This window comes from Sphingobium sp. AP50, from assembly GCF_900109095.1.
GTDB lineage: Bacteria > Pseudomonadota > Alphaproteobacteria > Sphingomonadales > Sphingomonadaceae > Sphingobium.
On the sequence record NZ_FNYZ01000008.1, the window covers coordinates 207,263 to 230,318 of the forward strand.

At 59.0% G+C, this 23,056-nt stretch carries 22 protein-coding genes, 1 tRNA gene and 1 pseudogene; 11 read left to right on the forward strand and 13 right to left on the reverse strand.

Annotation, left to right across the window (positions count from 1 at the left end; translation table 11 throughout):
* The first annotated feature begins 88 nt into the window (after positions 1–88).
* The 4 genes from BMY84_RS15045 (at position 89) to BMY84_RS15060 (ending at position 4,492) form a co-directional block, all read left to right on the forward strand.
* On the forward strand, positions 89–1,807 hold the full coding sequence (locus BMY84_RS15045; RefSeq protein ID WP_256215263.1) for a sensor histidine kinase: 1,719 nt from the start codon (positions 89–91) through the stop codon (positions 1,805–1,807).
* 46 nt (positions 1,808–1,853) lie between these two features.
* Positions 1,854–2,891 (forward strand): polysaccharide deacetylase family protein, encoded by a 1,038-nt coding sequence (locus BMY84_RS15050; protein ID WP_093084897.1) that lies wholly within the window; start codon positions 1,854–1,856, stop codon positions 2,889–2,891.
* Between the two features lie 30 nt (positions 2,892–2,921).
* Positions 2,922–2,998, forward strand: a tRNA-Ile gene (locus BMY84_RS15055).
* A 162-nt stretch (positions 2,999–3,160) separates the two neighbouring features.
* Positions 3,161–4,492: a tyrosine-type recombinase/integrase gene (locus BMY84_RS15060; RefSeq protein ID WP_093084898.1), complete on the forward strand. Its 1,332-nt coding sequence runs from the start codon at positions 3,161–3,163 to the stop codon at positions 4,490–4,492.
* Here the strand turns inward: BMY84_RS15060 and BMY84_RS15065 are convergent.
* The 8 genes from BMY84_RS15065 to BMY84_RS15100 form a co-directional block, all read right to left on the reverse strand.
* Complete coding sequence (locus tag BMY84_RS15065) at positions 4,452–4,724, reverse strand: helix-turn-helix transcriptional regulator (protein WP_093084900.1); 273 nt, start codon at positions 4,722–4,724, stop codon at positions 4,452–4,454. The two genes, BMY84_RS15060 and BMY84_RS15065, sit on opposite strands and share 41 nt — an antisense overlap.
* 288 nt (positions 4,725–5,012) lie before the next feature.
* Positions 5,013–5,765 (reverse strand): MipA/OmpV family protein, encoded by a 753-nt coding sequence (locus BMY84_RS15070; RefSeq protein WP_093084902.1) that lies wholly within the window; start codon positions 5,763–5,765, stop codon positions 5,013–5,015.
* A 148-nt stretch (positions 5,766–5,913) separates the two neighbouring features.
* A complete protein-coding gene (locus BMY84_RS15075; RefSeq protein ID WP_093084903.1) occupies positions 5,914–6,501 on the reverse strand; it encodes a TetR/AcrR family transcriptional regulator in 588 nt (195 codons plus the stop codon).
* A gap of 229 nt (positions 6,502–6,730) precedes the next feature.
* Complete coding sequence (locus BMY84_RS15080; RefSeq protein WP_093084954.1) at positions 6,731–8,143, reverse strand: IS4 family transposase; 1,413 nt, start codon at positions 8,141–8,143, stop codon at positions 6,731–6,733.
* A gap of 360 nt (positions 8,144–8,503) precedes the next feature.
* On the reverse strand, positions 8,504–8,857 hold the full coding sequence (locus BMY84_RS15085; RefSeq protein WP_093084905.1) for a hypothetical protein: 354 nt from the start codon (positions 8,855–8,857) through the stop codon (positions 8,504–8,506).
* Between the two features lie 54 nt (positions 8,858–8,911).
* Entirely contained in the window at positions 8,912–9,469 is a 558-nt protein-coding gene (locus BMY84_RS15090) for a hypothetical protein (RefSeq protein WP_218146968.1), read from the reverse strand.
* A 158-nt stretch (positions 9,470–9,627) separates the two neighbouring features.
* Positions 9,628–10,638, reverse strand: coding sequence for an alpha/beta fold hydrolase (locus BMY84_RS15095; protein WP_093084908.1), 1,011 nt, complete (start codon positions 10,636–10,638; stop codon positions 9,628–9,630).
* A gap of 2 nt (positions 10,639–10,640) precedes the next feature.
* Positions 10,641–10,844 (reverse strand): tautomerase family protein, encoded by a 204-nt coding sequence (locus tag BMY84_RS15100; protein WP_093084909.1) that lies wholly within the window; start codon positions 10,842–10,844, stop codon positions 10,641–10,643.
* Between the two features lie 126 nt (positions 10,845–10,970).
* Between BMY84_RS15100 and BMY84_RS15105 the strand changes: the two genes are divergently transcribed.
* A complete protein-coding gene (locus tag BMY84_RS15105) occupies positions 10,971–11,879 on the forward strand; it encodes a LysR family transcriptional regulator (RefSeq protein ID WP_093084911.1) in 909 nt (302 codons plus the stop codon).
* Positions 11,880–11,980: 101 nt separating this feature from the next.
* Here the strand turns inward: BMY84_RS15105 and BMY84_RS15110 are convergent, their stop codons facing one another.
* The 3 genes from BMY84_RS15110 to BMY84_RS15120 are packed head-to-tail and all read right to left on the reverse strand — an operon-like array spanning position 11,981 to position 14,618.
* Positions 11,981–12,787, reverse strand: a complete 807-nt coding sequence (locus BMY84_RS15110; protein WP_093084956.1) for a sugar phosphate isomerase/epimerase family protein — start codon at positions 12,785–12,787, stop codon at positions 11,981–11,983.
* Positions 12,788–12,804: 17 nt separating this feature from the next.
* Positions 12,805–13,605, reverse strand: coding sequence for a sugar phosphate isomerase/epimerase family protein (locus BMY84_RS15115; RefSeq protein ID WP_093084912.1), 801 nt, complete (start codon positions 13,603–13,605; stop codon positions 12,805–12,807).
* A complete protein-coding gene (locus BMY84_RS15120) occupies positions 13,602–14,618 on the reverse strand; it encodes an LLM class oxidoreductase (protein WP_093084957.1) in 1,017 nt (338 codons plus the stop codon). Before BMY84_RS15120 ends, BMY84_RS15115 begins: the two co-directional genes overlap by 4 nt.
* Before the next feature lie 129 nt (positions 14,619–14,747).
* Here BMY84_RS15120 and BMY84_RS15125 point away from each other — a divergent pair, with 129 nt between their 5' ends.
* The gene (locus BMY84_RS15125) at positions 14,748–15,656 is read left to right on the forward strand and encodes a LysR family transcriptional regulator (RefSeq protein ID WP_093084914.1); all 909 of its coding nucleotides are present in this window, start codon (positions 14,748–14,750) and stop codon (positions 15,654–15,656) included.
* Positions 15,657–15,725: 69 nt separating this feature from the next.
* On the opposite strand, the gene BMY84_RS15130 is transcribed toward BMY84_RS15125, so the two are convergent.
* Positions 15,726–16,643, reverse strand: a complete 918-nt coding sequence (locus BMY84_RS15130; protein ID WP_093084915.1) for a LysR family transcriptional regulator — start codon at positions 16,641–16,643, stop codon at positions 15,726–15,728.
* 98 nt (positions 16,644–16,741) lie between these two features.
* Here BMY84_RS15130 and BMY84_RS15135 point away from each other — a divergent pair, with 98 nt between their 5' ends.
* Together BMY84_RS15135 and BMY84_RS15140 are read left to right on the forward strand one after the other, a co-directional pair.
* Positions 16,742–17,851 (forward strand): S-(hydroxymethyl)glutathione dehydrogenase/class III alcohol dehydrogenase, encoded by a 1,110-nt coding sequence (locus tag BMY84_RS15135; protein WP_072895019.1) that lies wholly within the window; start codon positions 16,742–16,744, stop codon positions 17,849–17,851.
* Between the two features lie 26 nt (positions 17,852–17,877).
* Positions 17,878–18,279: a VOC family protein gene (locus tag BMY84_RS15140; protein ID WP_093084917.1), complete on the forward strand. Its 402-nt coding sequence runs from the start codon at positions 17,878–17,880 to the stop codon at positions 18,277–18,279.
* 154 nt (positions 18,280–18,433) lie between these two features.
* Here BMY84_RS15140 and BMY84_RS15145 read toward each other — a convergent pair whose 3' ends face one another.
* Complete coding sequence (locus BMY84_RS15145; RefSeq protein WP_093084959.1) at positions 18,434–19,648, reverse strand: IS701 family transposase; 1,215 nt, start codon at positions 19,646–19,648, stop codon at positions 18,434–18,436.
* A gap of 321 nt (positions 19,649–19,969) precedes the next feature.
* On the opposite strand from BMY84_RS15145, the pseudogene BMY84_RS15150 reads away from it, so the two are divergent.
* The 3 genes and pseudogenes from BMY84_RS15150 (at position 19,970) to BMY84_RS15160 (ending at position 22,944) form a co-directional block, all read left to right on the forward strand.
* A pseudogene (locus BMY84_RS15150) lies at positions 19,970–20,730 on the forward strand (IS5 family transposase).
* Positions 20,731–20,880: 150 nt separating this feature from the next.
* Entirely contained in the window at positions 20,881–21,750 is an 870-nt protein-coding gene (locus tag BMY84_RS15155) for a tyrosine-type recombinase/integrase (protein WP_093084920.1), read from the forward strand.
* 9 nt (positions 21,751–21,759) lie between these two features.
* Positions 21,760–22,944 carry an IS91 family transposase gene (locus BMY84_RS15160; RefSeq protein WP_093084922.1) on the forward strand — a complete coding sequence of 395 codons (1,185 nt, stop codon included), beginning with the start codon at positions 21,760–21,762 and terminating at the stop codon, positions 22,942–22,944.
* Positions 22,945–23,056: the final 112 nt, after the last annotated feature.

The window sequence follows — 23,056 nt, forward strand, 5'->3', positions numbered from 1 at the left end:
TTTTCCGCCAAGCGCCTATCCAGCATGAAAGCCGTATTGGCGGGCTGGGACGATGGCCTGCCCGTCGGCGCGATTTTGGGGATTTTTCGTGCGTTTCAACGATCTCATGCAGACGGTTCTGGCGGCTGATGATCGCAGCGGGCTGGGCAGCGTGACATTGTGGCGCCAGTGCGTCGACCTGTTGGCGCAGGGCGACGTGGCGGGGCGTTCGGCGATGCCCGAGGCGCAGAAGGCGGCCCTGATCGATCGCATCATCAGCTTTCAGCCCAAGCTGAGCGAAACGCAGCGAATCGCGACCGTGGTCGAACTGGGCCGGCGGTTGCGTTCACCCAGTCTGGTGCGGTTGTTCGCCAATGATAGGCCCGCGATTGCGGCGGCGGCGATGGCGCGGGCGCAATTGCCGGATGCGCATTGGGTCGAACTGTTGCCGCAGTTGACCCCCACGGCGCGGGGCGTGCTGCGTGGGCGGCGCGATATAGGCGCAACGACGCGGCAGGCGCTGGAGGCATTCGGCGCGCATGATCTGGTCCTGACGACCGAGCGGCAGGACATGATCGGGCAAAGCGACATGCTGCTGACCGCCGACATGGAGACGGAGGCGCCGGAGGAGCGGCCGAGCGCGACGGTCACGCCGCTACGGGCACCGCCGGGCGATGAAGGGCAGATCCGCAATCTGGTCGACCGGATCGCTCAGTTCACCAGCACCCGCAAGGCGCCCGAGGCGTCCCCTTCGCAGCCGGATGAGGCCGAGGAAGCCGTTGCCGCGCCGCGCGATTTCGCGTTCGAGACGGATGCGGAGGGCATCATCCTGTGGATCGACCAGGGGCCGCGCGCGGCGCTGATCGGGCTTTCATTGGGCGATATCGCGCTGGAAGGCGGCAGCGGGCCGGATGGCCATGTCGCGGGCGCCTTTGCCCGGCGCAGCGGGTTCCAGAATGGCCGCTTCACTATCGTCGGCGGCGCCATGGCGGGGGAGTGGCGGCTGACGGCGACGCCCTTCTTCGACAATCGCTCCGGCCGCTTTCAGGGCTATCGCGGGCAGGCGCGCCGCCCCTATCTGCATGAGGTCGCGAGCGAACCGCAGCCTTCGGCGATGGCGATCGCAGGGTTGTCGGCCGATTCCCTGCGGCAACTGGTGCATGAATTGCGCACGCCGCTGAACGCCATATTGGGCTTTGCCGAGATTATCGAACAGGAATTGTTCGGCCCGGCGGGTGTCGAATATCGCGAAATGGCGGGCAAGATCGCGGTGGACGCGCATCATCTGCTGGCGGCGTTCGACGATCTGGATCTGGCCGCGCGGGTTTCGCGCGGGGATGGCACCAGCGCGTCGCAACTGATCGACCCAGCCTTGCTGGTGACTCAGGTCGCGTCGCGTTTTCGCGAACAGGCACGGGCGGGGATCGATATCGCAATGGCGCCCGGCCTGCCGCAGGTGCGGATCGACCCGGTACAGGGCGAACGTATGGTGCAGCATCTGTTGCGCACGCTGCTGTCGGTGGCGCCCGCGACCGAGGCGCTGGTCGGCGCCTGCTGGTTCCAGCCCGACGCCGGGGCCGGGCAGGTGGTGCTGGCCATCGATCGGCCGGCGGCGCTGGCGGGGCTGGAAGAATCGCAATTGCTGGACCCCGGCTATAGCGGGGAGGGCGACTGGGCCGACGGGCCGTTGCTGGGGCTTGGCTTCTCGCTTCGGCTGATCCGGGGACTGGCGGCGACCTGTGGCGGCAGCCTGACGGTCGAGCCGGGGCGGCTGAAGCTGGCCATTCCGGCGGTCGCGGCTTTGGCGGGGGTGGCGGATCAGGCGTGATCCTGCAAGAAACCCTATCGCAACCATTATGCGATAGCGCTGCCTTATGACCGCTTCTTTCCATGACGGCTCCCTGCTCCAGCCTCCGCTGGCGCAGGACATGATCGCCCTAAACCCCGCCTTTGGCACCCGCTTCATGCTGTTCGTCGATACCGAGGAAGAGTTTGACTGGAATGCGCCCTTCAGCCGGATCGGCCATGGCGTGACCGCGCTGGACGGCATGGCGCGGGGGCAGGCCTATTTCGCGGCTGCCGGGGTGAAGCCCGTCTATGTCACCGATTATCCGGTGGTCGAGAGTGATAGCGCCGCAGCAATGATGGGGCAGTGGCTGAGCGATGGCGCGGCCGATATCGGTGCGCATCTCCATCCCTGGGTCAATCCGCCCCATGTCGAGGATGTGAACGCACCCAACAGCTATGTGGGCTTCCTGCCCGAAGAGGTGGAGCGGGCGAAGCTGGAAGCATTATGCGCGCGGATCGAGGCGCGATTTGGTCAGCGGCCTGTTGCCTATCGCGCCGGTCGCTATGGTGTCGGCCCGAACAGCGCGCGCCTGCTGGAGGTGGCAGGCTTTCGCCTCGACAGTTCGGTGCGCAGCCGGTTCGATTATAGTCATCAGCATGGGCCGGATTTTTCCGGATTGCCGCAAAATCCCTATTGGGCCGGGCCGACACGGTCGCTGGTCGAACTGCCGCTGTCTACGGCCTTTACCGGCCTGTTGCGGGGTGGTGGCGAGCGACTATATCGCGCGGCGCAGACCATGGGGCCGCTGGCGGGCGCCTTGTCGCGGGCACGCATGCTGAGCCGCGTGCCGCTGACGCCCGAAGGCGTTCCCGCGCAGGAGGCGATCGCCGCGATCGACGCGCTGATCGAGGAAGGCGTGCGGGTGCTCAATTTCAGTTTCCATTCGCCGACGCTGGCGCCGGGCCACACGCCCTATGTCCGCAACGAGCGCGACCGCGCGGACTTTTATGGCTGGTGGGACCGGGTATTGAATCATCTGGCTTTACGCGGCGTGGCGGCGGCTAGCCTGAATGAATTGCTGGCCGCCGTTCCGATGCGCGTGGAGGCTTGCCAAGCGGCCTGATGCTGCCTATTCGGCGGCTTCCAACAGGTGGGGCCTGTAGCTCAATTGGTTAGAGCTGTCCGCTCATAACGGATAGGTTGCGGGTTCAAGTCCTGCCGGGCCCACCAAATATTCTTTTCAAGACGGATCTGATGCGCTAATAACTCCTTGGAAAACAAGGGTTTGTTAGGTATTTAGCTGATCAGGACAGGTCGTAGCAGACCAAGATAGTTCAGCGAATCTGCGGGCATATTTGCGGGCATGGCGGGCCGATTTGAGGGCATAATCTCATGTCGCTTACCATCATCGAAATTAAGAATGCCAAGCCCCGAACGAGCGATTATCGGCTCGCTGATTCTCAGGGGCTTTTTCTTTACGTCACCAGCGCCGGCGGGAAAATCTGGCGCTACAGATATCGGGTAGGTCCCAAAGAGAAGACCCTTACTCTGGGACAATATCCTGAATTGGGTCTCGTTGCTGCGCGCGATGCGCATCACGAGGCGCGAAAGCTGGTGGCCGAAGGCAAGGATCCGGCGCTCGAAAAGCAGATAGCCAAGATATCGAGGCAAGAGGCTGCCAAAGTGACCTTCCGGAAAGTTGCGGAGGAGTGGCTGGCGGACCAGGAGCCCATTTGGTCGATCTCGAATGCCAAGCGTGTGCGGAACCGGTTTGAGCGCGACCTCTATCCATTGTTTGGTCATCATCCGATCGGCCAGATCGAAAGCACGTCGATTCTTCGAGCGCTCCGCAAAATCGAGGGCAGAGGTTCTGTCGAAACGGCCAAGCGCGTCCGCGGCTATGTAAGGGGCGTCTTCCGGCGCGCAAAGGCGGAGCGGCTTGTCGATCCTGCTATCCTGCTCGAAATCGATGAAATCAGGGACGCGCTCAAGCCGACGCGTCGCGGATCGAAGCAGCCGGCGTTGACCGAAGTGCCTGAGCTGCTCGAATTTCAGAAGGTCGTGGATCGCTCAACGTCCAGTCTGATCGTCAAGCTTGCCTCCCGGCTCTTGGCGCTCACTCTGGTCCGGGTGGGTGTACTTCGAACGGCTCTCTGGAGCGAGTTCGAGGGTATCGACTGGGAAAATCCGGATGCGGTGCCAAACGCACCGATCTGGCGAGTTCCCGCGAGCCGGATGAAGCTCGACGTCGAGGACAAAGGCAACTCGGCGTTTGGCCATGACGTCCCCCTTTCACACCAAGCAGTCGAAACGCTTCGCGCGCTCCGGCCATTGACTGGTGGGTTCGACCTGCTTTTCCCGAGCACGAAATCTTGGCGCGAACCTATTTCTGACGCTGCCTTGAGCACAATGTACAAGCGGATGGGGGGAGGGCGCTACAAGAACGTGATGGTGCCCCATGGATGGCGCTCATCATTCTCAACCATCATGAATGAGCGCGCCGCCGAACTTGAGCGCGACGGGGATCGGATGGTTATCGATATGGTACTGGCTCATGTCCCGCAGGGAGTTTCCGCCTCGGAATGGGCGTACAACCGATCGCGTTACCGCAAACCTCGGGGTACGCTCATTCAGATTTGGGCTGACCTCATCACCAGAGGGCTCGATCCGGCACATGAAGTGGTCAGCCGGTATCTGAACGGTAGGCTGAAGGATCAGCAATGAATTCGTCGATATCGCTTTCGTACCAGGCGACAGAGCGCAATCCGATACGGCGACGGCGAGGGAAGCGACCGGCTGTTTCTAACCTATAGATAGCTGAGACGGACATCCCGGTTCTTGCGGTGACATCAGGTTTCCGCAAGAGCCGGTCTGTCCGGCGATCCTTCGGGTAGATGCGATCTGCATCCACAGCGCTCGCCGCGCCTACCGAATATTGAGATATGTCAGACTTCATGGCCAACCCTCGTTCAGAAGGTCTGCCCGCCAAGACTGACTATGCCCCAATCACGGTAGAACGGCAATGACATTTGGTCGGCTGAGCGACGGGTCAAAAAGGACGGAAGTGCGCCGCCACAGCAGTGCCCTGCCCAGTGGCGTTTCCTTTGGAGGCAAAGGTCGACAAAATTGCCGATCGAGGATTGTTAGTGACGCCAAAGAAAAGCGGCGTGGTCTGCCAACCTTGAGAATTTCAACCCTCATTCGTACAGAATGGACAGCGCTGACGAACAGGGGGATTAAGTTGTTAGAGGCGGTAAGTAAGCGCGACCGTCCCAAAGGGCTGAGTGGCGCGGCGAACCAAGGGGCTTTCGCTTACTTTGTTGAGCAAGGTGGTCACACCGCTGGTTGCGCTCAATGCGATCCGATCGGTCAATCGATAGGTCGCTGTGAGCGTGCCCGAAATGTCCTTGAACCCCGCCCCCGTAGAGAAAGGGGAAAGCCCCGAAGCAGATGCTTCGACTTTGTCTACGCCAAAATACTGGTCGTTATGCGCCCGATCTGCCCACGTCGCTCCGACGGTCGGCGTGAGGGAAAATTTCGAAGAGATGAGGATTGTATAGGAGACGCTGGCATCGGCGATGATCCCGCCTGTGCCGCCCGATATGACTTTTGTTACGCCCAAGGTGCCAGTCAGACCACTGGAGCGCAGATTGATATGTGCTCGAGCACCCAGACCACCCGAAAGTTTCGAAATTCCCGTCGGAATGTCGCGACGCCGATACCCCTGGACAAAGACGGCACTCACACCTGCCGATATCACCCCGGTGCCAATTGGCTCGATCCCAATGCCATTACGTAGGTTCGCGAAGAACCACCCCTTCTTTATATCGATCGCGGGCAACGGCAGCACCCTGTAGTCGTCAGACCCTTGATAGGTTGGCGTCACCGCAACTCCTGCCCCAAGTACGACATGATCCTGCGCCTGTGCGGGTGCGCCGAACCAGATCACTCCAATAACGCAGAGCGGTGGAGCACTTACCTTTACACGTTTTTTCATCGAGCCGGTCGCTCCATCGAATGAAATGTCAGCGGCCTCGATCTTGGGTGCGTGCCCTCAATCCCGCATCGCACATATCGCCGATGTCATGCTTCAACGTCAATAAGAAACATTTTGTATCTTAAATCATCTTTGTGCGATGCATTGCTCAGGGCAGGGGCACGGTTAAAGGCATGAAAATCTGATCGATTATTGCCGATATGGTCTGATCCGAAATCGGCTGCGCGGTCACGACGATCTCGTGCATCACAAGGCTGGGTAGCACGCGCATGACGCGAGCGTTCAGGCGCTGGGGATCTATCTCTCCGCGCGCTACGCCACGTGCTATGACATCACCGATCGGGTTCTCGCTGAAACGCGCATCAGTGAAATTTACCTCTTCTAAAGCCATATCCTCGTGCATTTCGAACACAAGCTTCATGAGACTGGGAGGTGCCCGATCAGCAAATTTGCGCATTGCGCACTGGAGTTCATCTCTCAGGTTGCCAAGGTCGGGTACAATTATGGGATTGCGCTTCAGGTGCCGAACGATGGCGGACGAAGCGAGACTCGCGCGCGTTGACCAACGTCGATAAAGGACCGGACGGCTCGTCCCGGCCATGCGCGCGACGGTTTCGAAGGTAAACCTGGCATAGCCGTTGGTAGACAAGTCTGACCATGCCGCATCCAGTATGGCTTCTTCTAGTGCAAGCCCGCGACGCCTTCGGTTTGGTTTGTTACCCTCGTCACTGGTCAAAGTGTTCTTGTTCCTGTTGGTCTATGGCGGTCACGCGATGCCGACGGTGGCCCAGAAAAGACCTCTAGACTAATAGGATGAAAAGCCAACTGAAAGGCGGGATATTGCGTGGCGCAGCACATAGCTGGTCAGGTCACGACAAGGGCAAGGAGCTGAGGGGGAGGACAGGCAGGCGATCGAGATGATTGCGACGTCGTCAATGCTTTGGCTGAGCGTCGATGCCTTTCAATTACCCACAAATGTTGCGGCTGACGTTAGCACCGATTTTGATGTCCATCAGGCGAGACCATCCTCTCCAGATGACGATGTTGCCAGGCGGCGGATCATGGGCTCGCGCAAGATAGCCTCCGAGCCGGGCGATTTGGGTTAGATAGTCGGAAAGGGTTCTGCCTGGCGGTTCATTCTTTCGGGAAGCTGCGAGGCGGTCGATCAGGGTAATTTCGACATCGGTCAGGATCAGCCGAGGCGATGCGTCAGGAGCAGCGCGATTGATCATGGTCATCCAAAACAGGCGCCATGACAGAATGCAGAATATGGCGATCAGATTGGCGAGGCGTTCGGCGGTCCGCAGCCGCGCATCTTCGGCTCGGCAGCCAGATTTGAGTATCTTGTGGAAGAGTTCGATCTTCCAACGCTGAGCATACCAGTCGAGCTTTTCGATGGCTTCGTCAGGCGTCGTTACCGGCAGATCGGTGATGAGCCGCCAGTCGATTGGGGGGCGCCCTTCAGGCGTTCCACTCTCACGGGCATGCAAGATGGTCAGGCTGAGGGAAGGATAGCGCTTTTGCTTTCCGATCGGCGGCAAAACTTGGATGCGCCTATAGCGCAGTTCGATGTCGGCATGATCGTCTTTGCCAATGGTGATCCGATGCGTGCCTTGCACGGTGGTTTCGCTCATTTCGTCGGCGATCGTATGGCCACCGTCGCCAGCCAGACGATCGACACAGGTGCGGACCAAAAAATGCGTGCCGAGCATCTGTGTTTCGCAGAAAAACTCGTAAATGTCGTTCTCCCGATCGCCAATATGAACCAGTCGCTCTGGATCGCCCAGCAGGGTGGTCGATTGACGCATATTCTCGAGCCAGCGGTAGCTCTCCTTCTCCTCGATCGGTACGCGCGTGGGATTGATCCGCCGCTTCAACGCGTTGGCACCCTTGAACTTGGTACGGGTCCAGAATTTCGCCGCTGTCAGACCCAGTGGCAATCCCTCAGTCGTGATCGCAAGGCTGGAGTGCATGAGCAGGCCGCAGACCGTATGAAGCCGAAGCCGACCATTCTCATCACGCCGGCTCGGCGCAAGCCCGATGGCGCCAATCGTTTCAGGATTGCGCCTTTGATAGGAGAATTCGGTGGTGTCCTGTAAAACTAGGATGAACCCCTCAAGCGCCGTCGCTCGTGCCCGTGTCGCCTGGAAATGCCCGGCAAGTATGTCTCCCTCGTTTACCGAGCCATTAGACAAAAAACGGTAGGCCGCCTTGGTATTGGCCCAGTCTTGGCACGCCATCGGTATCGGTGCGCCAATCGCTCCTGACATCTGCTTAAGCATCGTTCGAAGCCGTTCGCCCAATCGCTTATCACGAAAGGCGGCGGGATCGACTTCCCCGTCAGCCCATCCTGCCGCATCGAAAACGGATGTCTCCACGTTGCACCCCGCCAACCGCTTCAGGTGCCAGGGAATGAATCATGCTTGATTCCAGGCGAGCAATGCTCATGCGGCCAACGGAATCACGCTCGCGACCACTTGTGGGTAATTGAAAGCGTCGATGCAGGATTACTAAACATGGACATCGTCAGTGGCGACGATGATTATGTTCAAGTTCAGCGGATTTCTGTAACTTGGAGTGAGCTCCAAACGTAGCCGGGCACGCCCGGATTGAGTTCTATGTGGTAAGGTCGCACGGCCGCGCCCGGCAAGAAAGGTCGCAAACCTGCTCGACTCGCGGTCGAGCGCGGCCACATGCCCATGACAATTGCGAAACCCGACCAATGCGTCACCGATATGTTATCGACTGAAGCCTGCAAACGAGGAGAAATAGAGCGCGTCGAACCGATCGAGCCGGGTTCTGATCTCCGGCGTTGTCTCTCCATAGACGTACAACTTCTCTATGCGGACGAGCGAGAGAAACTCCTCTGCGAACGGTGCGAACGTTGTATCGCTATGGGGTACGATACCGGCAGGACGGTAACGCTCGATGATGTGGACTGCTGTGCGATCTCTATTGACCACATATTCATATGTCAGCGTATCTGATTCTTTACTCGTAGCGTCGACGATTTTGGAAATAAGGGTCTCAAACGCGGGAAAATCGGTCGGCTCGATCGCCAGATGGTAGATCGTGTAAACTTCGTTCTTCATCTGAATTTTCTCTATTCGGATAGTGACTGTCGCAGTGGCTGATATATTTTCGTGCTACTGGCCGGCGGCTGACATTGTGTGCGTGATCTTGAGATTGCGAAAATGGGCTATCGTTCCGGATTCGAGCCATATTCCAACGCCGCCACATTGCCTGGCGCCCAGTTTGAGATCTTGAACCACCAACGCAGGCGTAGGCTTGTTGTCGAGATAGAGGATCGCTTGGAGCCCGCTGACCACGAGTTTCATCCTGATCCATCTTCCGGTCGCGATATCGGCGTAGGTCTCGTATTTTTCCGGGGTTTCTCGGCGCAGACGATCGAATAGATGATCCGGATAGGCCGCATATTGCACAGAATGATTGCGGCGAACCTGATCGTCCGAGACACTATTGGTCGGCCGAAGATAAATATTTTCAAATCGGCCTGCCGCATCGATCCTGAAAGCCAGGCCGATGAAACCACGCGCATAGCCAGGGGCATCTGTGGCCAGGTCGCTCGCAACGTCGACCTCGATCGTCCCGTCCTGGAAGTCCAGCGGAAGCCATGCCATGAAGTTGCGGTCGCTCAGTTGTTCCTTCGCGGGATCCTGGTACGCGCTCGACGGCATGCGCATCTCGAACGCCGTGCTACCAAGATGGCGGACCCCTGATAAAGAAACGCCCGACAGCCTGTAGTCAGCGACGTTGCCACCATCGTGTGCTAGAACCAGGGGAGCGGAGAAGCATAAGCCCATCGCCGCACAACGTCCTAGAGTGTACCGCGATAGACCTTTCATTTCGCGTCCTTAAGAAAGGCTTCTAGGTCTGCAGCGAACTTTACGGGATTCTTGAACATCAAGAAGTGATCCCCTTGTTCTGCTTTGCTGTAGATGTGCAGTTGGGAACCCGGAATGACCGATTGCGCCCATTGTTGACTCGGCACATTCGCGCTCCATTCCCCGGTGAAGATCGCTGTCGGACGGTCAATTTTGGTCCGCACGACGTCTCTCCAGTCATTTCCGGCATGGTCGTACATGATCAGCCCGAGCGATTTGGGATCATCCTTTATGACAGCACGCGCGAAGCTCTCCGAGTTGGCGAAATATGGGGAATCCATCAGCATCAGTCGCGCAAGCAAGCTTGGATCTTTCGGATCGGGATTGGCTGGGGGGGCTGCTCCCAATGCTGCAAGCAACGGTTCGGGCGAGGGGGCTATGGAGCCGGCCTCTTTGCGCTCCCGGGCCGACCAGTCGGCGTGGGATACAATGGAAATCGGTTCGTCGACCAAAGCAAGTTTGCGGATGCTCGAGGTACCAAACAGATCTATATATCCCCACAGGACCGAGGCGCCCATCGACCAGCCGCAAAAATCGGCTTGAGTAATGCCGAGATGGTCGACCAGTTGTTTAAGGTCCATCGAATAGCGCGAAATGCGCGTGCCATAATCGATGCGTTGCGAGAGACCCTGATTGCGAGGGTCCAGCACGATCACCCGATGGCGCTTTGCCAGGAGATACATAAGGTTTACATATTCGGCGCCATTCGCAGACCAGCCGGGAATGAAGATCAGCGGCGGTCCGTTGCCCGCTTCCCAATAGCTGAGCGTCACGCCGTCATTGGTGACGAAGCGATTGATCGTCAGCCCCTTGAAATCGGACAGGCGGGCAGGAAGGCCATCTATCTTGTTGGGAAAGGTGAAGTCGCGGCCCAGTACTGTGACAGCCGGGTCCGCAAGAACGTGCGCCGGCGTTGCAGCCAGCGCACCAGCGAAGAGGCAAAGGGCGAGGCGAACGCCGGCGCGCATGATCAGGCTTCTCCGCCGCTGTCGGGACTGCCGAAAAGCTTGCCGGCACCGGCCCAGTCACTTGCTTTTATGTCTTCGAAAATGACGTAGATATATTTCGGATCGGTATCTGTGTTGCGGACGATGCTTTCCGTGATCTCCGCTGCGACCTTTTCCTTTTGGCCGTGATCTTTACCTTCGAACCAACTGACGCGCACGACTGGCATGGTTTTCTCCTGCATTATTAAAAAAGGCAATTGGAGCCGACAGCTCCGCCGCTTACCCGATATAATTGTAGTTCGAGCGGCATTAAATATGATAGATTTCGCTTCTAAGTAGAAATGAGAGAAACAATGCTGGATCGAGATCCTTTTTCTGGCGTCACCGTTTTTGTGACGGCAGCACGAGCGGGCAGCTTCACGCTCGCCGCAGAGCGGCTAGGGCTGACCAAATCCTCGGTGGGAAAGACGATCGCGCGTCTTGAGGACCGGCTTGGCTTCAGGCTGTTCAATCGTACGACCAGGCTCATGCGGCTGACGGCCGATGGAGAGGCATATCTGGCGGCGTGTTCGGTTGCCATCGACGAGGTTACATCTGTTCAGTCGGCATTGTCCTCCAGCAACCGCATATTGAGCGGCCGCGTCCATATCGACATGCCGATCGTGTTCGGTCGCAAGGTTCTACTGCCGATCCTGATGGCGATCACGCGACCCCATCCGGATCTAAGCCTTAGCCTCACATTCACGGACGCTACAAGCGACCTCCTACGGGACGATGTCGACCTCGCCATTCGGTTCGGAACTCTCTCCGACAACAGTAATCTCATCGCGCGGCGGCTGACGTCGCAGCGACGCGTCATCTGCGCATCGCCCGATTATCTTAAGATGTGGGGAAAGCCCAAGGCGCTGGATGATATTCGGTCGCACCGCTGCATCGTCGGCGCACATAGGGGCCCTCCGCTTACATGGCTCGTCCGGGAAGGGAGCGTGGAAAGGCGACTGGTTCCACCTGCGACGCATCAGATTAGCGACGGGGAGGCGATGGTGGACGCGACCGTAGGCGGGCTCGGTCTTGCTCAGGTGCCGATATCCATGGTTCGTGCGGATATCGACGCTGGACGTTTGCAGACCGTGCTTGATGAATTCTCGTCCGTGGACGTCGACATCCATGCAGTATGGCCTCGGCAGGCCCAGTTGAGCCCGCGTGTGCGTTTTATCGTTGATCAGTTGGTAAACTTCGCGGCGGACGGCCAACTGGATTGAGCCTGGTGCAATGCATGCTGGCACCGGCATGTGCGGATATTCAATGATAGACGAGGCGAGGGCGGTGTATGTAGGATAGCCGCAGCGCCTTGCTCAGATCATCATTTTAGAGGGAGGAGCCCCCAGGCGCGATGCCGTTCCAACCTACGGCTGATGTCGTGCATGGTGCGCAGGCTGCGTTCCAGCTTCAGATAGACGTCGCCGCCATAATCCCATCCCAGCACGCCGATGCTGCCGGTGTAGCCCAGGCGATCGAGAGCCGCCACGAGCGCAAAATTGTCCAGTTCTCCGCGATCTGGCGGTTCCATCGTGGCAATACCGCCCCAGCCCAGCCGGGAAAGCGCGCTGCCCGATGTTACGACTTGCATGAGCCAGGGCTTCATTGCCTTCAGGCGCCGTTCCAGCCGCCCCTCCTGCGTTCCATACCAATGATAGGCATTGAAGGATGCGCCCAGAAACGGATGGCGAAACCGCTCGCAGATCTGGACGACCTGACTCGTCGTCTGGGTGACGTGATGCAGATGCGGATAGAGTGCGACGCGCAATCCGCGTTGTTCGACGACAGGCAAGATCCTCTCGATAAACCGCAGGATGCCGGGCGCGCCGTTTACGCTGGTCTGTACAGCCAGTTCCAGCAGTCCGACGCCCTCCACTTGCTCGATGATTGCTTCCAACGCTCGATCATTCCGCCCCTCGTGGAGGACCAGATAGAGTGCGCTGACGTCGATGCCATGGCTTGCCTTCACCTGTGGCAACAGGCTGAGGTCGGTATGGGGAGTGCCGCCCCAGGCTGAAACGGTGATCCCGTCATAGCCCAAGTCCGATAGCATTTCGCATTGTGACTGGAATTCATAGATGCCCATCGACGTGTAGAAGAAGGAATCCAGTGCATGAATCCGATGACGCATGGTGCCGTCCTCCATGTTCAATATGATGCAGGCTGGATTTCGGCCCAGTGGGGGTGGGTACGCAGCCGCGTCTCCATCGAACGGAACGCGGCTTCCGATCGCTGCAGATTGCCATAGACATCGCCGCCCATGCTTTCCCAGCCCAGAACGCCGTAGGTTCCGGCATAGCCACGGCGCGTCAACACGCCGAGCAGCACGAAATTGTCCATTTCGCCTTCGTCGAGAGGCTCGATCGTAGCTGCTCCGCCCCAACCAAGCGGGGACAGGCGGCATCCAGCCAGATTGACCCGCCGAAGCCAGGGCCAGAGCGCATCGAGCCGGGCCTCCAGCGACCCCTCCTGATTGGCAAACCAGTGATAGCCATTGAAGACGATGCCGAGCCGAGGGTGGTTAAATTCCTGACACAGGGCGACCGCTTCGGTCGTGGTCTGCATCCCGTATCTGATGTGGGGATAGAGTATGATGTCCAGCCCCCGACGCTCAGCAATAGGGAGCAATCGCTCGATCATGCGGCGATCCGCGTCCTGCACGCTTTCTCCGGAATGAAGCGCAAGTTCGATGGTCGAGCATCCCTCCACCGTCTCGAAGATGTTGAGGACATGACGTTCAAGACCGGGACGATAGATGAGGTAGATGGCGCCGACGTCCAGCCCCCATCTCTTCCTGACGGTCGGTAACAAAGCCAGTTCCTGGCTCCACGCCGATACGGTCAGTCCCTGGTAGCCGGTCTCGGCGAGCATTTCGCACTGGGTTGCAAGCGTATAGGTGCCTATCTTGGTCTGGAAGATGAAATCCATGTGGTGCAGTGGGGCGTTCATGCGGCGTCCACTAGCGCGGATGACGTCAAGGCAGGGGCAGGCCCCACCGGGAAGTGCGGCAACACATATTCCGCCAGTTCGTCGATGACCTCTGAGGCCGGGCGGCGTTGCGGCTTGAAGTGCAGGCCGACATGGGAAACGCCGTCACCTTCCTGGCGCTTGAACAGTTCGATCAAAGCCTTCCGACCGGCCCGCAATATCCGTCCGGGTATGAAGGGCGCGTCCGGGTCCGCGTCCAGATCGAACATCGTTCCGTAGCCATAGGGTTTGAAGATGTCTGGGCTGAGGCTGCGCCATTCGGCGACGATCCCGGCCACGCGGCTCGGATCGGCGGTATAGGACAAGATGCCATCGGTATTTTGCGCCGTCCACGCCATGCTCTGCCCCGCATGTCCGATGACGATGGCTGGAATTTTTTGGGCGGCAGGCTTTGGGACCAGATCCAGATTTCCCCTGAGTTCGCCATAATATTTCGATTGGTGGACCGGCCAGTCCTGCCCAAGGGTGGTGCGGATAAGATCCAAAGCGTCGCGAAAACGATCTGCGCGATCTTCATAGTTTTTGCCGAAGGCAGGATATTCGGTCGGCCGGTCACCCGTTGCCACACCTATGATGAAGCGGCCGCCTGAAAGCTGGTCGACGGTCGCCACCTGCTTGGCAATGATCAGGGGATCGCGAAGAGGTAGCAGCAGCCCTGCCGTTCCGATCGCGATGTTCCGCGTGACCGCAGTCAGAAACGAGGCGTAGGCCAGCGGGTCAAACACCTGCCCGATATCGCCAAATTGCGGATCGTAGAATGGCACGTCGCGTAACCAGATTGCGGCAAATCCCGCATCATCGACTTTGCGCGCCATCGCCGCATGGCCCGCCATATAGGGACCGACGGTTTGCGGATAGCTTTCCAGCGGCGCGATAAACCCGAAAGTCAGCCGTCCTGGCTGGAACACGCGTGAATAGCCGACATGCTGTTGTAGCTCGGCAGGAAGAAGTGGAGGGTTTGCAGGTGCTAGCATGTTCTGATCCCTTTCGAAGGAATGTTCTGCCTTCAAATAATGCATCTACTAGCTTTGAAAATAAGGCTCGAAATCCAAACTTATCGGAAAAAATTTCTAAAATGCGGGCGGCATATGTAAGGGGAGGTCATGGATCATTTCGGTGCGATAAACGCGTTCATGCAAACGGCTGCGACGGGCAGCTTTACGCACGCGGGTAGAAAATTGGGGCTGTCGTCTTCCGCCGTCGGCAAAGCGGTCAGTCGACTCGAAGAGAGCCTTGGCGTTGGCCTTTTACATCGATCGACGCGCGCGATGACACTGACCCCTGAAGGGCTGCTCTTTCTTGAACGGTGTCGAGCGATCGTGAATGATCTGGAGAGCGCCCAACGAGAAATGACCGAAATCGCGGGCAAGCCTCGCGGTCAGTTGCGAGTAGGGCTGCCGCAACTGGGGCAACATTTGATGGTGTCGATCACCGCATTCCAATTGGCCCATCCCGACATAGAGCTGGATCTCGACATTTCCGATCGTCTGGTTGACATCATCGGCGAAGGTTTCGACGCGGTGATCCGGATCGGTAGCCTTGATGACTCTCGGCTTCGCGGACGTATGCTCGGATCCTACCGGCACCGACTTGTCGCGTCGCCAGCCTACCTTGAGACCCGCCCGGCACCGCGCTCGATCATGGACTTGAAGGGGCATGTTTGCCTTCACTACCGATACCCGACCAGCGGAAAGATCGATCCTTGGCCATTTGCAGCGCTGCACTTGCCGGTGCGCGACATTCCTCGGAGCGCAGCCGCCAATTCGATCGATGCGTTGCAGGATATGGCTCTGGCGGGATTGGGCATCGCGTGCCTTCCAGATTTTTGCGTCGAGGCGCCGATCGAGGCCGGCCTGCTATCTCCAGTTCTTGAGGGGTATCTCGACGATAGTCGGCACCTGCACGTCGTTTGGCCAGCTAGTCGTCAACCGCTTCCCCGCATAAAAGCATTTGTCGAATTCATGGCGGGCCGAGCGGAAACGGGTGCACTGTGGCGTCGCGTCTCTTTGTAAAATCAAGCGAAATCCAGATCTGCTCCTAGTGGTCTCCAGGGCGGCGGAAGTCTGGACCATCGCCTTGGGCTACTTCTCCTGGATCAAATGCCGCTCAATCCGATGGTCGGTGTGTAGAGTTGGGCCTAATTCCAGTTTCAAAGCGTCTATGGCTGCATGGATCTTCGGAAGCAGGTGCCTGCGGCGCGGGTAGACCGCCCAGATCGGTTCATCTTTCGGGCGGACGTCCTCAAGCAGGAGTTTGACCATGCCGTGACGAAGATAGGGGAGGACATAGAATTCCGGCAGCTGGCAAATCCCCAAGCCGGCGACGCAGGCCTCGATCACCGCTTGACCGCTATTGCAGCGGAATCGTCCACTGGGCCGATGATGGGCGTCCTTGCCCGCGACAAGATAATGCCAGCTGGCGCTCGTTCCCCTTATGCATTGATGCTCCATAAGATCCTGCACGGTCCTTGGTTCTCCCTGACGTGCGAGATAGTCCGGCGCCGCGCATGTGTAGAAGCGCCGCTCCGCCACCAATGTGCCCAGCAAGCGACCGTCTGTCAGTTCGCCAGTCCGGATTGCGAGGTCGAAACCGTCCCCGACTAGATCGACGAGGTTGTTGCTAAGCTCGATCGACACATTCAGCTTGGTATGCTGCACTGCTAGGCGACGAATAATCGGTGCTACGAACCGTTCTCCCATCGTCGTCGAGCAGCTTATCTTAAGCTCGCCCTGCGGCTCGCCTTGTTCTCCGATGAGGGCGATCGCTTCATCTCGCTCGAGCACCAAGCGCTGGCAGTGCTCGAAGAACACTCGTCCGGCATCGGTCAGGCTGACCGTCCGGGTCGTCCGGTTGAACAGCGGGTTTTGAACGCGGCGCTCGAGCTCGCCGATAGACCGGCTCACATGCGTAGGCGACTTCCCTATCGCACGCGCAGCCTTGGTGAAGGAGTTTGTCGTAGCCACCGCGACAAACTCATCGATGCCATCCCACTCAGACATTATTATACCCTATATGGCATAGTGTTTTGAGCAATGACCATATTATCGCACATATGGCAAGGTGGTAGATCGGGGCATCAACAAGGAGGAGCAGCATCATGAAAACGCGTGCAGCAGTAGCGTTCGAGGCAAAAAAGCCTCTCGAAATAGTCGAGCTCGACCTGGAAGGCCCGCGTCCGGGCGAGGTACTCGTCGAGATCATGGCGACCGGCCTGTGCCACACGGACGCTTACACCCTTGGCGGTTTGGACAGCGAAGGAATTTTTCCCGTCGTCCTGGGTCATGAAGGGGCGGGCATCGTGCGCGAAGTAGGCCCGGGCGTCACATCGGTAAAGCCTGGGGATCACGTCATCCCGCTCTATACGCCTGAATGCCGCCAGTGCAAAAGCTGCCTAAGCGGCAAGACCAATCTGTGTACCGCTATCCGCGCGACGCAGGGCCAGGGCCTTATGCCAGATGGCACGTCGCGCTTCAGCTATAAAGGCCAGTCGATCTTTCATTATATGGGGTGTTCGACCTTCTCGAACTTCACCGTTCTGCCCGAGATCGCCGTCGCGAAAATCCGGGAGGACGCTCCGTTCGACAAGAGCTGCTATATCGGTTGCGGCGTGACCACCGGCGTCGGTGCGGCGATCAATACCGCCAAGGTGCAGGTTGGCGATGTCGTCATCGTCTTTGGCCTGGGCGGCATCGGTCTCAATGTGCTTCAGGGCGCGCGCATGGCCGGTGCTACCATGATCGTGGGCGTTGATCTGAACGACAGCAAGGAGGAGTGGGGCCGTCGTTTCGGCATGACCCACTTCGTCAACCCGTCGAAGATCGATGGCGACATCGTCGCACACTTGGTGGCTCTCACCGATGGCGGTGCAGATCATACGTTCGATTGCACCGGCAATGTCAACGTGATGCGGCAGGCACTCGAAGCATGCCATCGCGGCTGGGGCGTTTCCACCGTCATCGGCGTCGCCGAAGCAGGCAAGGAGATTTCCACTCGCCCGTTCCAGCTGGTGACCGGCCGCGTGTGGCAGGGCAGCGCCTTTGGCGGTGCCAAGGGCCGGACCGACGTTCCAAAGATCGTCGACTGGTACATGAACGGCAAGATCGAGATCGATCCCATGATCACGCACGTGCTGAAGCTTGAGGAGATCAACAAGGGCTTCGAACTCATGCATTCGGGCGAAAGCATTCGTTCCGTCGTCGTATTCTAATCTAAATTTGTAGAAGGATAAGAAAAATGGCAGTTATCTCTGGTAACGACGTGTTTTCCCACGTCATGATGGGCGCAGCCGATCTGGAAGCGTCGGTCAACTTCTATGACGCGGCACTGGGCGCGCTCGGCATCGACAATCTCGGCCCGTTCGGCAACGGTTGGGTGCTTTATGGCCGTGACAAGCCCGCCTTCATCGTCGCACGTCCCGGTAACGGCGAGGCACCGACCAGCAATGGCATGACCATCGGCTTTGCTGGCGCCACCACTGCCGAAGTCGATGCGTTTCACGCAGCCGGTCTTGCCGCCGGCGGCACGGACGAAGGCGCTCCTGGTGCGCGTAGCCATCTGCCGGGCGCCTATGCCGCCTATCTGCGTGATCCCGCAGGCAACAAGATCTGCTCGTACACCTTCACCGACGGTAACTAGCATTACAGTTGCATTTTAGTTTTGATGTGAGCTCGCCTGGCGGTGGCCTGATGCGCGCGCCGCCAACATGACCATGCGATGATATAGGCTGGTTTGATACGGCGCTGAGCCAGTTTGTTTGCGATGCGCCTGACTTCTTGGATGGACCAGCGGATCAGGTCCGGCTGAGCGGTATCCGCGGTCTTTTTGGGGGCGTTTCGAGATTGGCTCGGTATCGGATGGCGGCCATCATGGCGAAGGCGAGCATGACGAGCGAGACATGGCGATGCCAGCCATGCCATGATCGGGTTTCGTTGTGGTCGAGTCCGAGTTCGTTCTTGGCTGTTTCAAAGCTGTCCTCAATCGCCCAGCGATGGCCTTCGATGGAAACGAGCGTCTCAATGCCAGTCCCCGCTGGGCACCATGTCGTGAAGAAGGCGAGATCACCGTCGCTGATATTGCGGCGGATGAGGAGACCGCGGGTCCAAAGCCCAGACTTCGTTTCGTCATATTCGTCGGCACCGAGGTCGGCGAGTTCGCAATAGGCCCAGTCGTGAAGTCGTGCGCCCTTTGTGCCCTCGCCAGCAGAGAGGCGCTGCCAGGCGTCAGGGGCAAGATCGCAAGCGATCTTCTCCGCTTTTCCGGCCACCATGGGCTTGCCAGCCCAAGAGCCAAAGTGGTGATCGGATTTGACCCCAAGGACATAGCCTTTGCAGGCGCGACGTAGCGCGCCTTCGACGTCGCCCACGCCATATACCGCATCTGCCGCCACCCATGAAAAGGGCACGTCCGCTGCCAGCGCGCGCCGTATCATCTCGACAGCCAATGCGGGCTTCGTGGCGAACCCAACCGTCTCTGGGACATGGGTGGCGGCAAGTTTTTCCGGATCGCCGACCCAACTCTTGGGCAAGTAGAGGGCTCGATCGATGAAGGCATGGCCACGGGCCGATACATAGGCGGCAAATACGCCGATCTGACAGTTCGTAATCTTGCCCGCCGAGCCGGTGTACTGACGCGCGACACCGCAGGATGCCTTGCCCTGCTTGAGGAAGCCGGTCTCATCTATAACCAGGACAGCATCCGGGGTAGCGAGGTTCTCCACGACATAGTCGCGCACGATCTCGCAAAGAGCATCCGCATCCCACCGTCCGCGGCCCAAAATAGCCTGCTGCCGCCAAGGCCCCGGATCTCCGGCAGCTTCCGCACGCATCCAACCTGTCTTGCGCCGTTCCTCACCCAACAGGCCGTCCAGAAAAAGGTTAGCCGACGCCGCTACTCGCTCCTGAGTGAAAAGCCCACGCATGCGAACCTTCACGTCCCGTAGTGAAAATGCCCAAAGCTCCAGTGTCGTTTCGATCGATGCACCCGTCATCCACGGCCTCCTTACCATGGAGATCCATAGATTCAGAGTTTCAATCAATATGCAACTGTAATGCTAGGCCGTAAACTCATAAAAACTGGCGACTGATTTTGCGTGTGATATGGATGGGTATGCACATCACATGGAAGCGGGTAGCTCTGGCGTTGGGCCTTGCGATTGTCGCCCTTGCAGCGTTCATACGGTTTTCGCCTTGGGTGGCCCAAGATGCCTGCCTCGATAGCAGTGGTGCTTGGAGAAACGGCCAATGCCAGCATTAGGCCGTAAATTTCCGAGCAGGCTTGAGATTATCTGGCTCGCATGATTCAGGCTTTCCATTGCGATGGAGGCTTGATGGTACGGCGGCGATACGAACTGACGGATGGGGAATGGTCGATCATCGCCCCGCTATTGCCGAACAAGCCGCGCGGCGTTGCCCGCGTCGACGATCGGCGCGTGCTGAACGGCATTCTTTGGCGATTTCGAACGGGCTCACCGTGGGCGGAAATACCTGAGCGCTACGGACCCTCAACGACCTGCTACAACCGGTTCGTCCGCTGGCGCAAAGCCGGGGTGTGGGACCGGCTGCTTGCAGCAGTTTCTGCTGCTTTCGAAGGCGAGATCGTGATGATCGACTCCACCTGCGTTCGCGTCCACCAACACGGTGCGACGGGCAAAAAGGGGGAGCCGGAGATCGCGGCATGGGACGTTCCCGAGGCGGCCTCACGAGCAAAATCCATGCACTCGTTGACGCTGACGGTCGTCCCGTTGCGCTGCGCCTGACTGGCGGTCAGGTCCACGACAGCCAGGAAGCCGAAGCTCTGCTAGAGGCCATGCCCGAAGGCGCGACGCTGCTGGCCGACAAGGGCTACGACAGTAACGCCATCCGCGAGGCCGCCGCCAGCAAGAATGCCTGGGCGAACATCCCGCCGCGCTCCAATCGCAAGCAGCGTTTCCCCTTCTCGGGCTGGCTCTACCGCCAGCGCAATCTGGTCGAACGCTTCTTCAACCGCATCAAGCACTTCCGGGGCATTGCCACTCGATATGACAAATGCCCCGACAACTCCCTCGCCGCCGTGAAACTCATCTGCGCCCGCATCTGGTGTGCTGCGTAATGAGTCTACGGCCTAACACTACTTTGGCAGTTTTGTATTTTTGCGATTGAACTAACCCGCTGACGCGGGAGCGAGGTGGGTATTGGCCGGAATGGCCTCCTGATGAGAAGGTTTGGTTGCTGAACCAACCCTCAACCAGGAGACCATCTCATGACAGATGCCACGACAGCGGTAAGTCCGCTGCGTCGTCGTATGATCGACGATATGAGCCTACGCAACCTATCGCCCGCCACGCAGCGATCGTACATCCATGCGGTCAAGCGGTTCAGTCGGTTTCACAAGCGATCACCCGATCAGCTTGGCCTCGAGGACGTTCGTGCTTTCCAAGTCTACCTCGTATCGCAGGGCGTTTCCTGGGGCGCTCTCAACCAGACGGTGTGTGCGCTTCGCTTCTTCTATGGCGTCACGCTCGATCGTGCGGAGATTCCGGAACGCATCGCCTACGCCCGTACGCCGCGCAAGCTGCCGGACATTCTGAGCGCTGACGAGGTCGTCCGGTTTCTCGAGGCGGTCCCCTCGCTCAAAGCCCGTGCCGCGTTAACGACAGCCTATGCCGCCGGGCTTCGAGCGTCCGAGACGATCGGCTTGAAGATCGCTGATATCGATAGCGACCGGATGCTGATCCAGGTCCGTCACGGCAAGGGTGGCAAGGATCGCGCAGTCATGCTGTCGCCTCAGCTTCTCGGGATACTGCGGACGTACTGGCAGCTTGCACGTCCAGAGATATGGCTGTTCCCTGGACGGGGCGACAAGCCGATCGACGTCCAGGTGCTCCATGCTGCCTGCCGATCCGCGACAAAGGCAGCAGGCCTCGTCAAGCGCGTCAGCGTCCATACTCTCAGGCACAGCTTCGCGACGCATCTGCTGGAAAGCGGCGTCGATATCCGGATTATCCAGGTGCTTTTGGGCCATAGCCACCTTTCGACGACGGCTCGCTATACCCATGTCGCGGCAACGACGATCTCGAAGACGCAAAGTCCGTTCGACCGACTAACGCTTGAGGTAGTGCCGCCCGCCTGATTAGTGGCAGTGCGTGCCGAACTGGAGGTGGCGGATATATTCCGGCGCCATGGTCAAGCTTATCGTCTCGCCCACGATGGCCATATTGGCCGCGTGGAACGCCGGGTCATGTCGGCTATCGAGCTCTGCCGGACGGCGGCACTTGGGGGACATCTTGAGGCGTGCGAAGACTGCAGTCATAGCCGCGCCGCGTATAATAGCTGTCGCAACCGACATTGCCCCAAGTGCCAGACCGCAACCCGCGAGCGGTGGCTAGCAGATCGCCAGGCCGATCTGCTGCCGGTGCCGTACTTCCACGTCGTGTTCACGGTGCCGTCGGAGGTGGCAGAGATCGCGTTCCACAACAAAGCTGTTGTCTATGCGATCCTGTTCGATGCGGTCGCGGCAACGCTGAAGACCATTGCTGCAGATTCACGGCACCTTGGCGGCGAGATCGGCTTCCTGGCCATTCTTCATACCTGGGGTCAGGCGCTCACCCATCATCCCCATATTCACTGTCTCGTTCCCGGCGGCGCACTGGTCGATGGCGAGCGCTGGCTCGCCTGTCGGCCTCGCTTCTTCCTGCCCGTCCACGTGCTCTCTCGCCTGTTTCGGCGGCTATTTCTCGAACGGCTTCGGACCGCTCACGTTGCAGGCAGGCTCCGCTTCTCGGGCACGCTCACCGGGCTCGAAGATGCCGACACGTTCGCAATGTTAGTCCGTCAGCTTGGTCGCAAGGACTGGATCGTCTTCTCCAAGCCGCCATTCGGATCGCCCGAGCATGTCCTTGCCTATCTCGGCCGCTACACGCACCGCGTCGCCATCGCCAACAGTCGTTTAGTCCGCGTCGACAATACCGGCGTCTCTTTCCGCTGGCGTGATTATCGGCACGGCAACGCGTCAAAGGTGATGTCGCTTACTCCAGACGAGTTTATTCGGCGCTTTCTGATCCACAGCCTGCCCGACGGCTTTCACCGTATCCGACATTATGGGTTTCTCGCTAACGGTTGCCGCAAGGCCCGGCTCGCGATGATCCGTCGGCTCCTGCCACCGCCGCAAGCCACCAACGCCGAGCCGACAGTTATCGCCGCGATCAAGAGTCGAGCACGTTTCGACCCGACCATCTGTCCCTGCTGCGGTGGTGCGCTACGCATTGTCGCTGCCCTGCCACGGGTCAGGTACCGGTACGCTCAACCCTGTCCGGATACATCTTGAACCCTCAGCGCATCCTCAGAGCCTGATTCATAATTATCCGATGAGATTTCATAGCCTTGCGATGCGACGGGCGAATAGCTGTATAGAAGCTATGAACAGCCACGCGGTTGCT

Bases quoted from the DNA above. Each gene is read 5' to 3' on its own strand.
- BMY84_RS15050 (WP_093084897.1), top strand. From the start codon at position 1,854: ATGACCGCTTCTTTCCATGACGGCTCCCTGCTCCAGCCTCCGCTGGCG.
- BMY84_RS15060 (WP_093084898.1), top strand. From the start codon at position 3,161: ATGTCGCTTACCATCATCGAAATTAAGAATGCCAAGCCCCGAACGAGC.
- BMY84_RS15065 (WP_093084900.1), bottom strand. From the start codon at position 4,724: ATGAAGTCTGACATATCTCAATATTCGGTAGGCGCGGCGAGCGCTGTG.
- BMY84_RS15070 (WP_093084902.1), bottom strand. From the start codon at position 5,765: ATGAAAAAACGTGTAAAGGTAAGTGCTCCACCGCTCTGCGTTATTGGA.
- BMY84_RS15085 (WP_093084905.1), bottom strand. From the start codon at position 8,857: ATGAAGAACGAAGTTTACACGATCTACCATCTGGCGATCGAGCCGACC.
- BMY84_RS15090 (WP_218146968.1), bottom strand. From the start codon at position 9,469: ATGCGCATGCCGTCGAGCGCGTACCAGGATCCCGCGAAGGAACAACTG.
- BMY84_RS15095 (WP_093084908.1), bottom strand. From the start codon at position 10,638: ATGCGCGCCGGCGTTCGCCTCGCCCTTTGCCTCTTCGCTGGTGCGCTG.
- BMY84_RS15100 (WP_093084909.1), bottom strand. From the start codon at position 10,844: ATGCCAGTCGTGCGCGTCAGTTGGTTCGAAGGTAAAGATCACGGCCAA.
- BMY84_RS15105 (WP_093084911.1), top strand. From the start codon at position 10,971: ATGCTGGATCGAGATCCTTTTTCTGGCGTCACCGTTTTTGTGACGGCA.
- BMY84_RS15110 (WP_093084956.1), bottom strand. From the start codon at position 12,787: ATGCGTCATCGGATTCATGCACTGGATTCCTTCTTCTACACGTCGATG.
- BMY84_RS15115 (WP_093084912.1), bottom strand. From the start codon at position 13,605: ATGAACGCCCCACTGCACCACATGGATTTCATCTTCCAGACCAAGATA.
- BMY84_RS15120 (WP_093084957.1), bottom strand. From the start codon at position 14,618: ATGCTAGCACCTGCAAACCCTCCACTTCTTCCTGCCGAGCTACAACAG.
- BMY84_RS15125 (WP_093084914.1), top strand. From the start codon at position 14,748: ATGGATCATTTCGGTGCGATAAACGCGTTCATGCAAACGGCTGCGACG.
- BMY84_RS15130 (WP_093084915.1), bottom strand. From the start codon at position 16,643: ATGTCTGAGTGGGATGGCATCGATGAGTTTGTCGCGGTGGCTACGACA.
- BMY84_RS15135 (WP_072895019.1), top strand. From the start codon at position 16,742: ATGAAAACGCGTGCAGCAGTAGCGTTCGAGGCAAAAAAGCCTCTCGAA.
- BMY84_RS15140 (WP_093084917.1), top strand. From the start codon at position 17,878: ATGGCAGTTATCTCTGGTAACGACGTGTTTTCCCACGTCATGATGGGC.
- BMY84_RS15145 (WP_093084959.1), bottom strand. From the start codon at position 19,648: ATGGTAAGGAGGCCGTGGATGACGGGTGCATCGATCGAAACGACACTG.
- BMY84_RS15155 (WP_093084920.1), top strand. From the start codon at position 20,881: ATGACAGATGCCACGACAGCGGTAAGTCCGCTGCGTCGTCGTATGATC.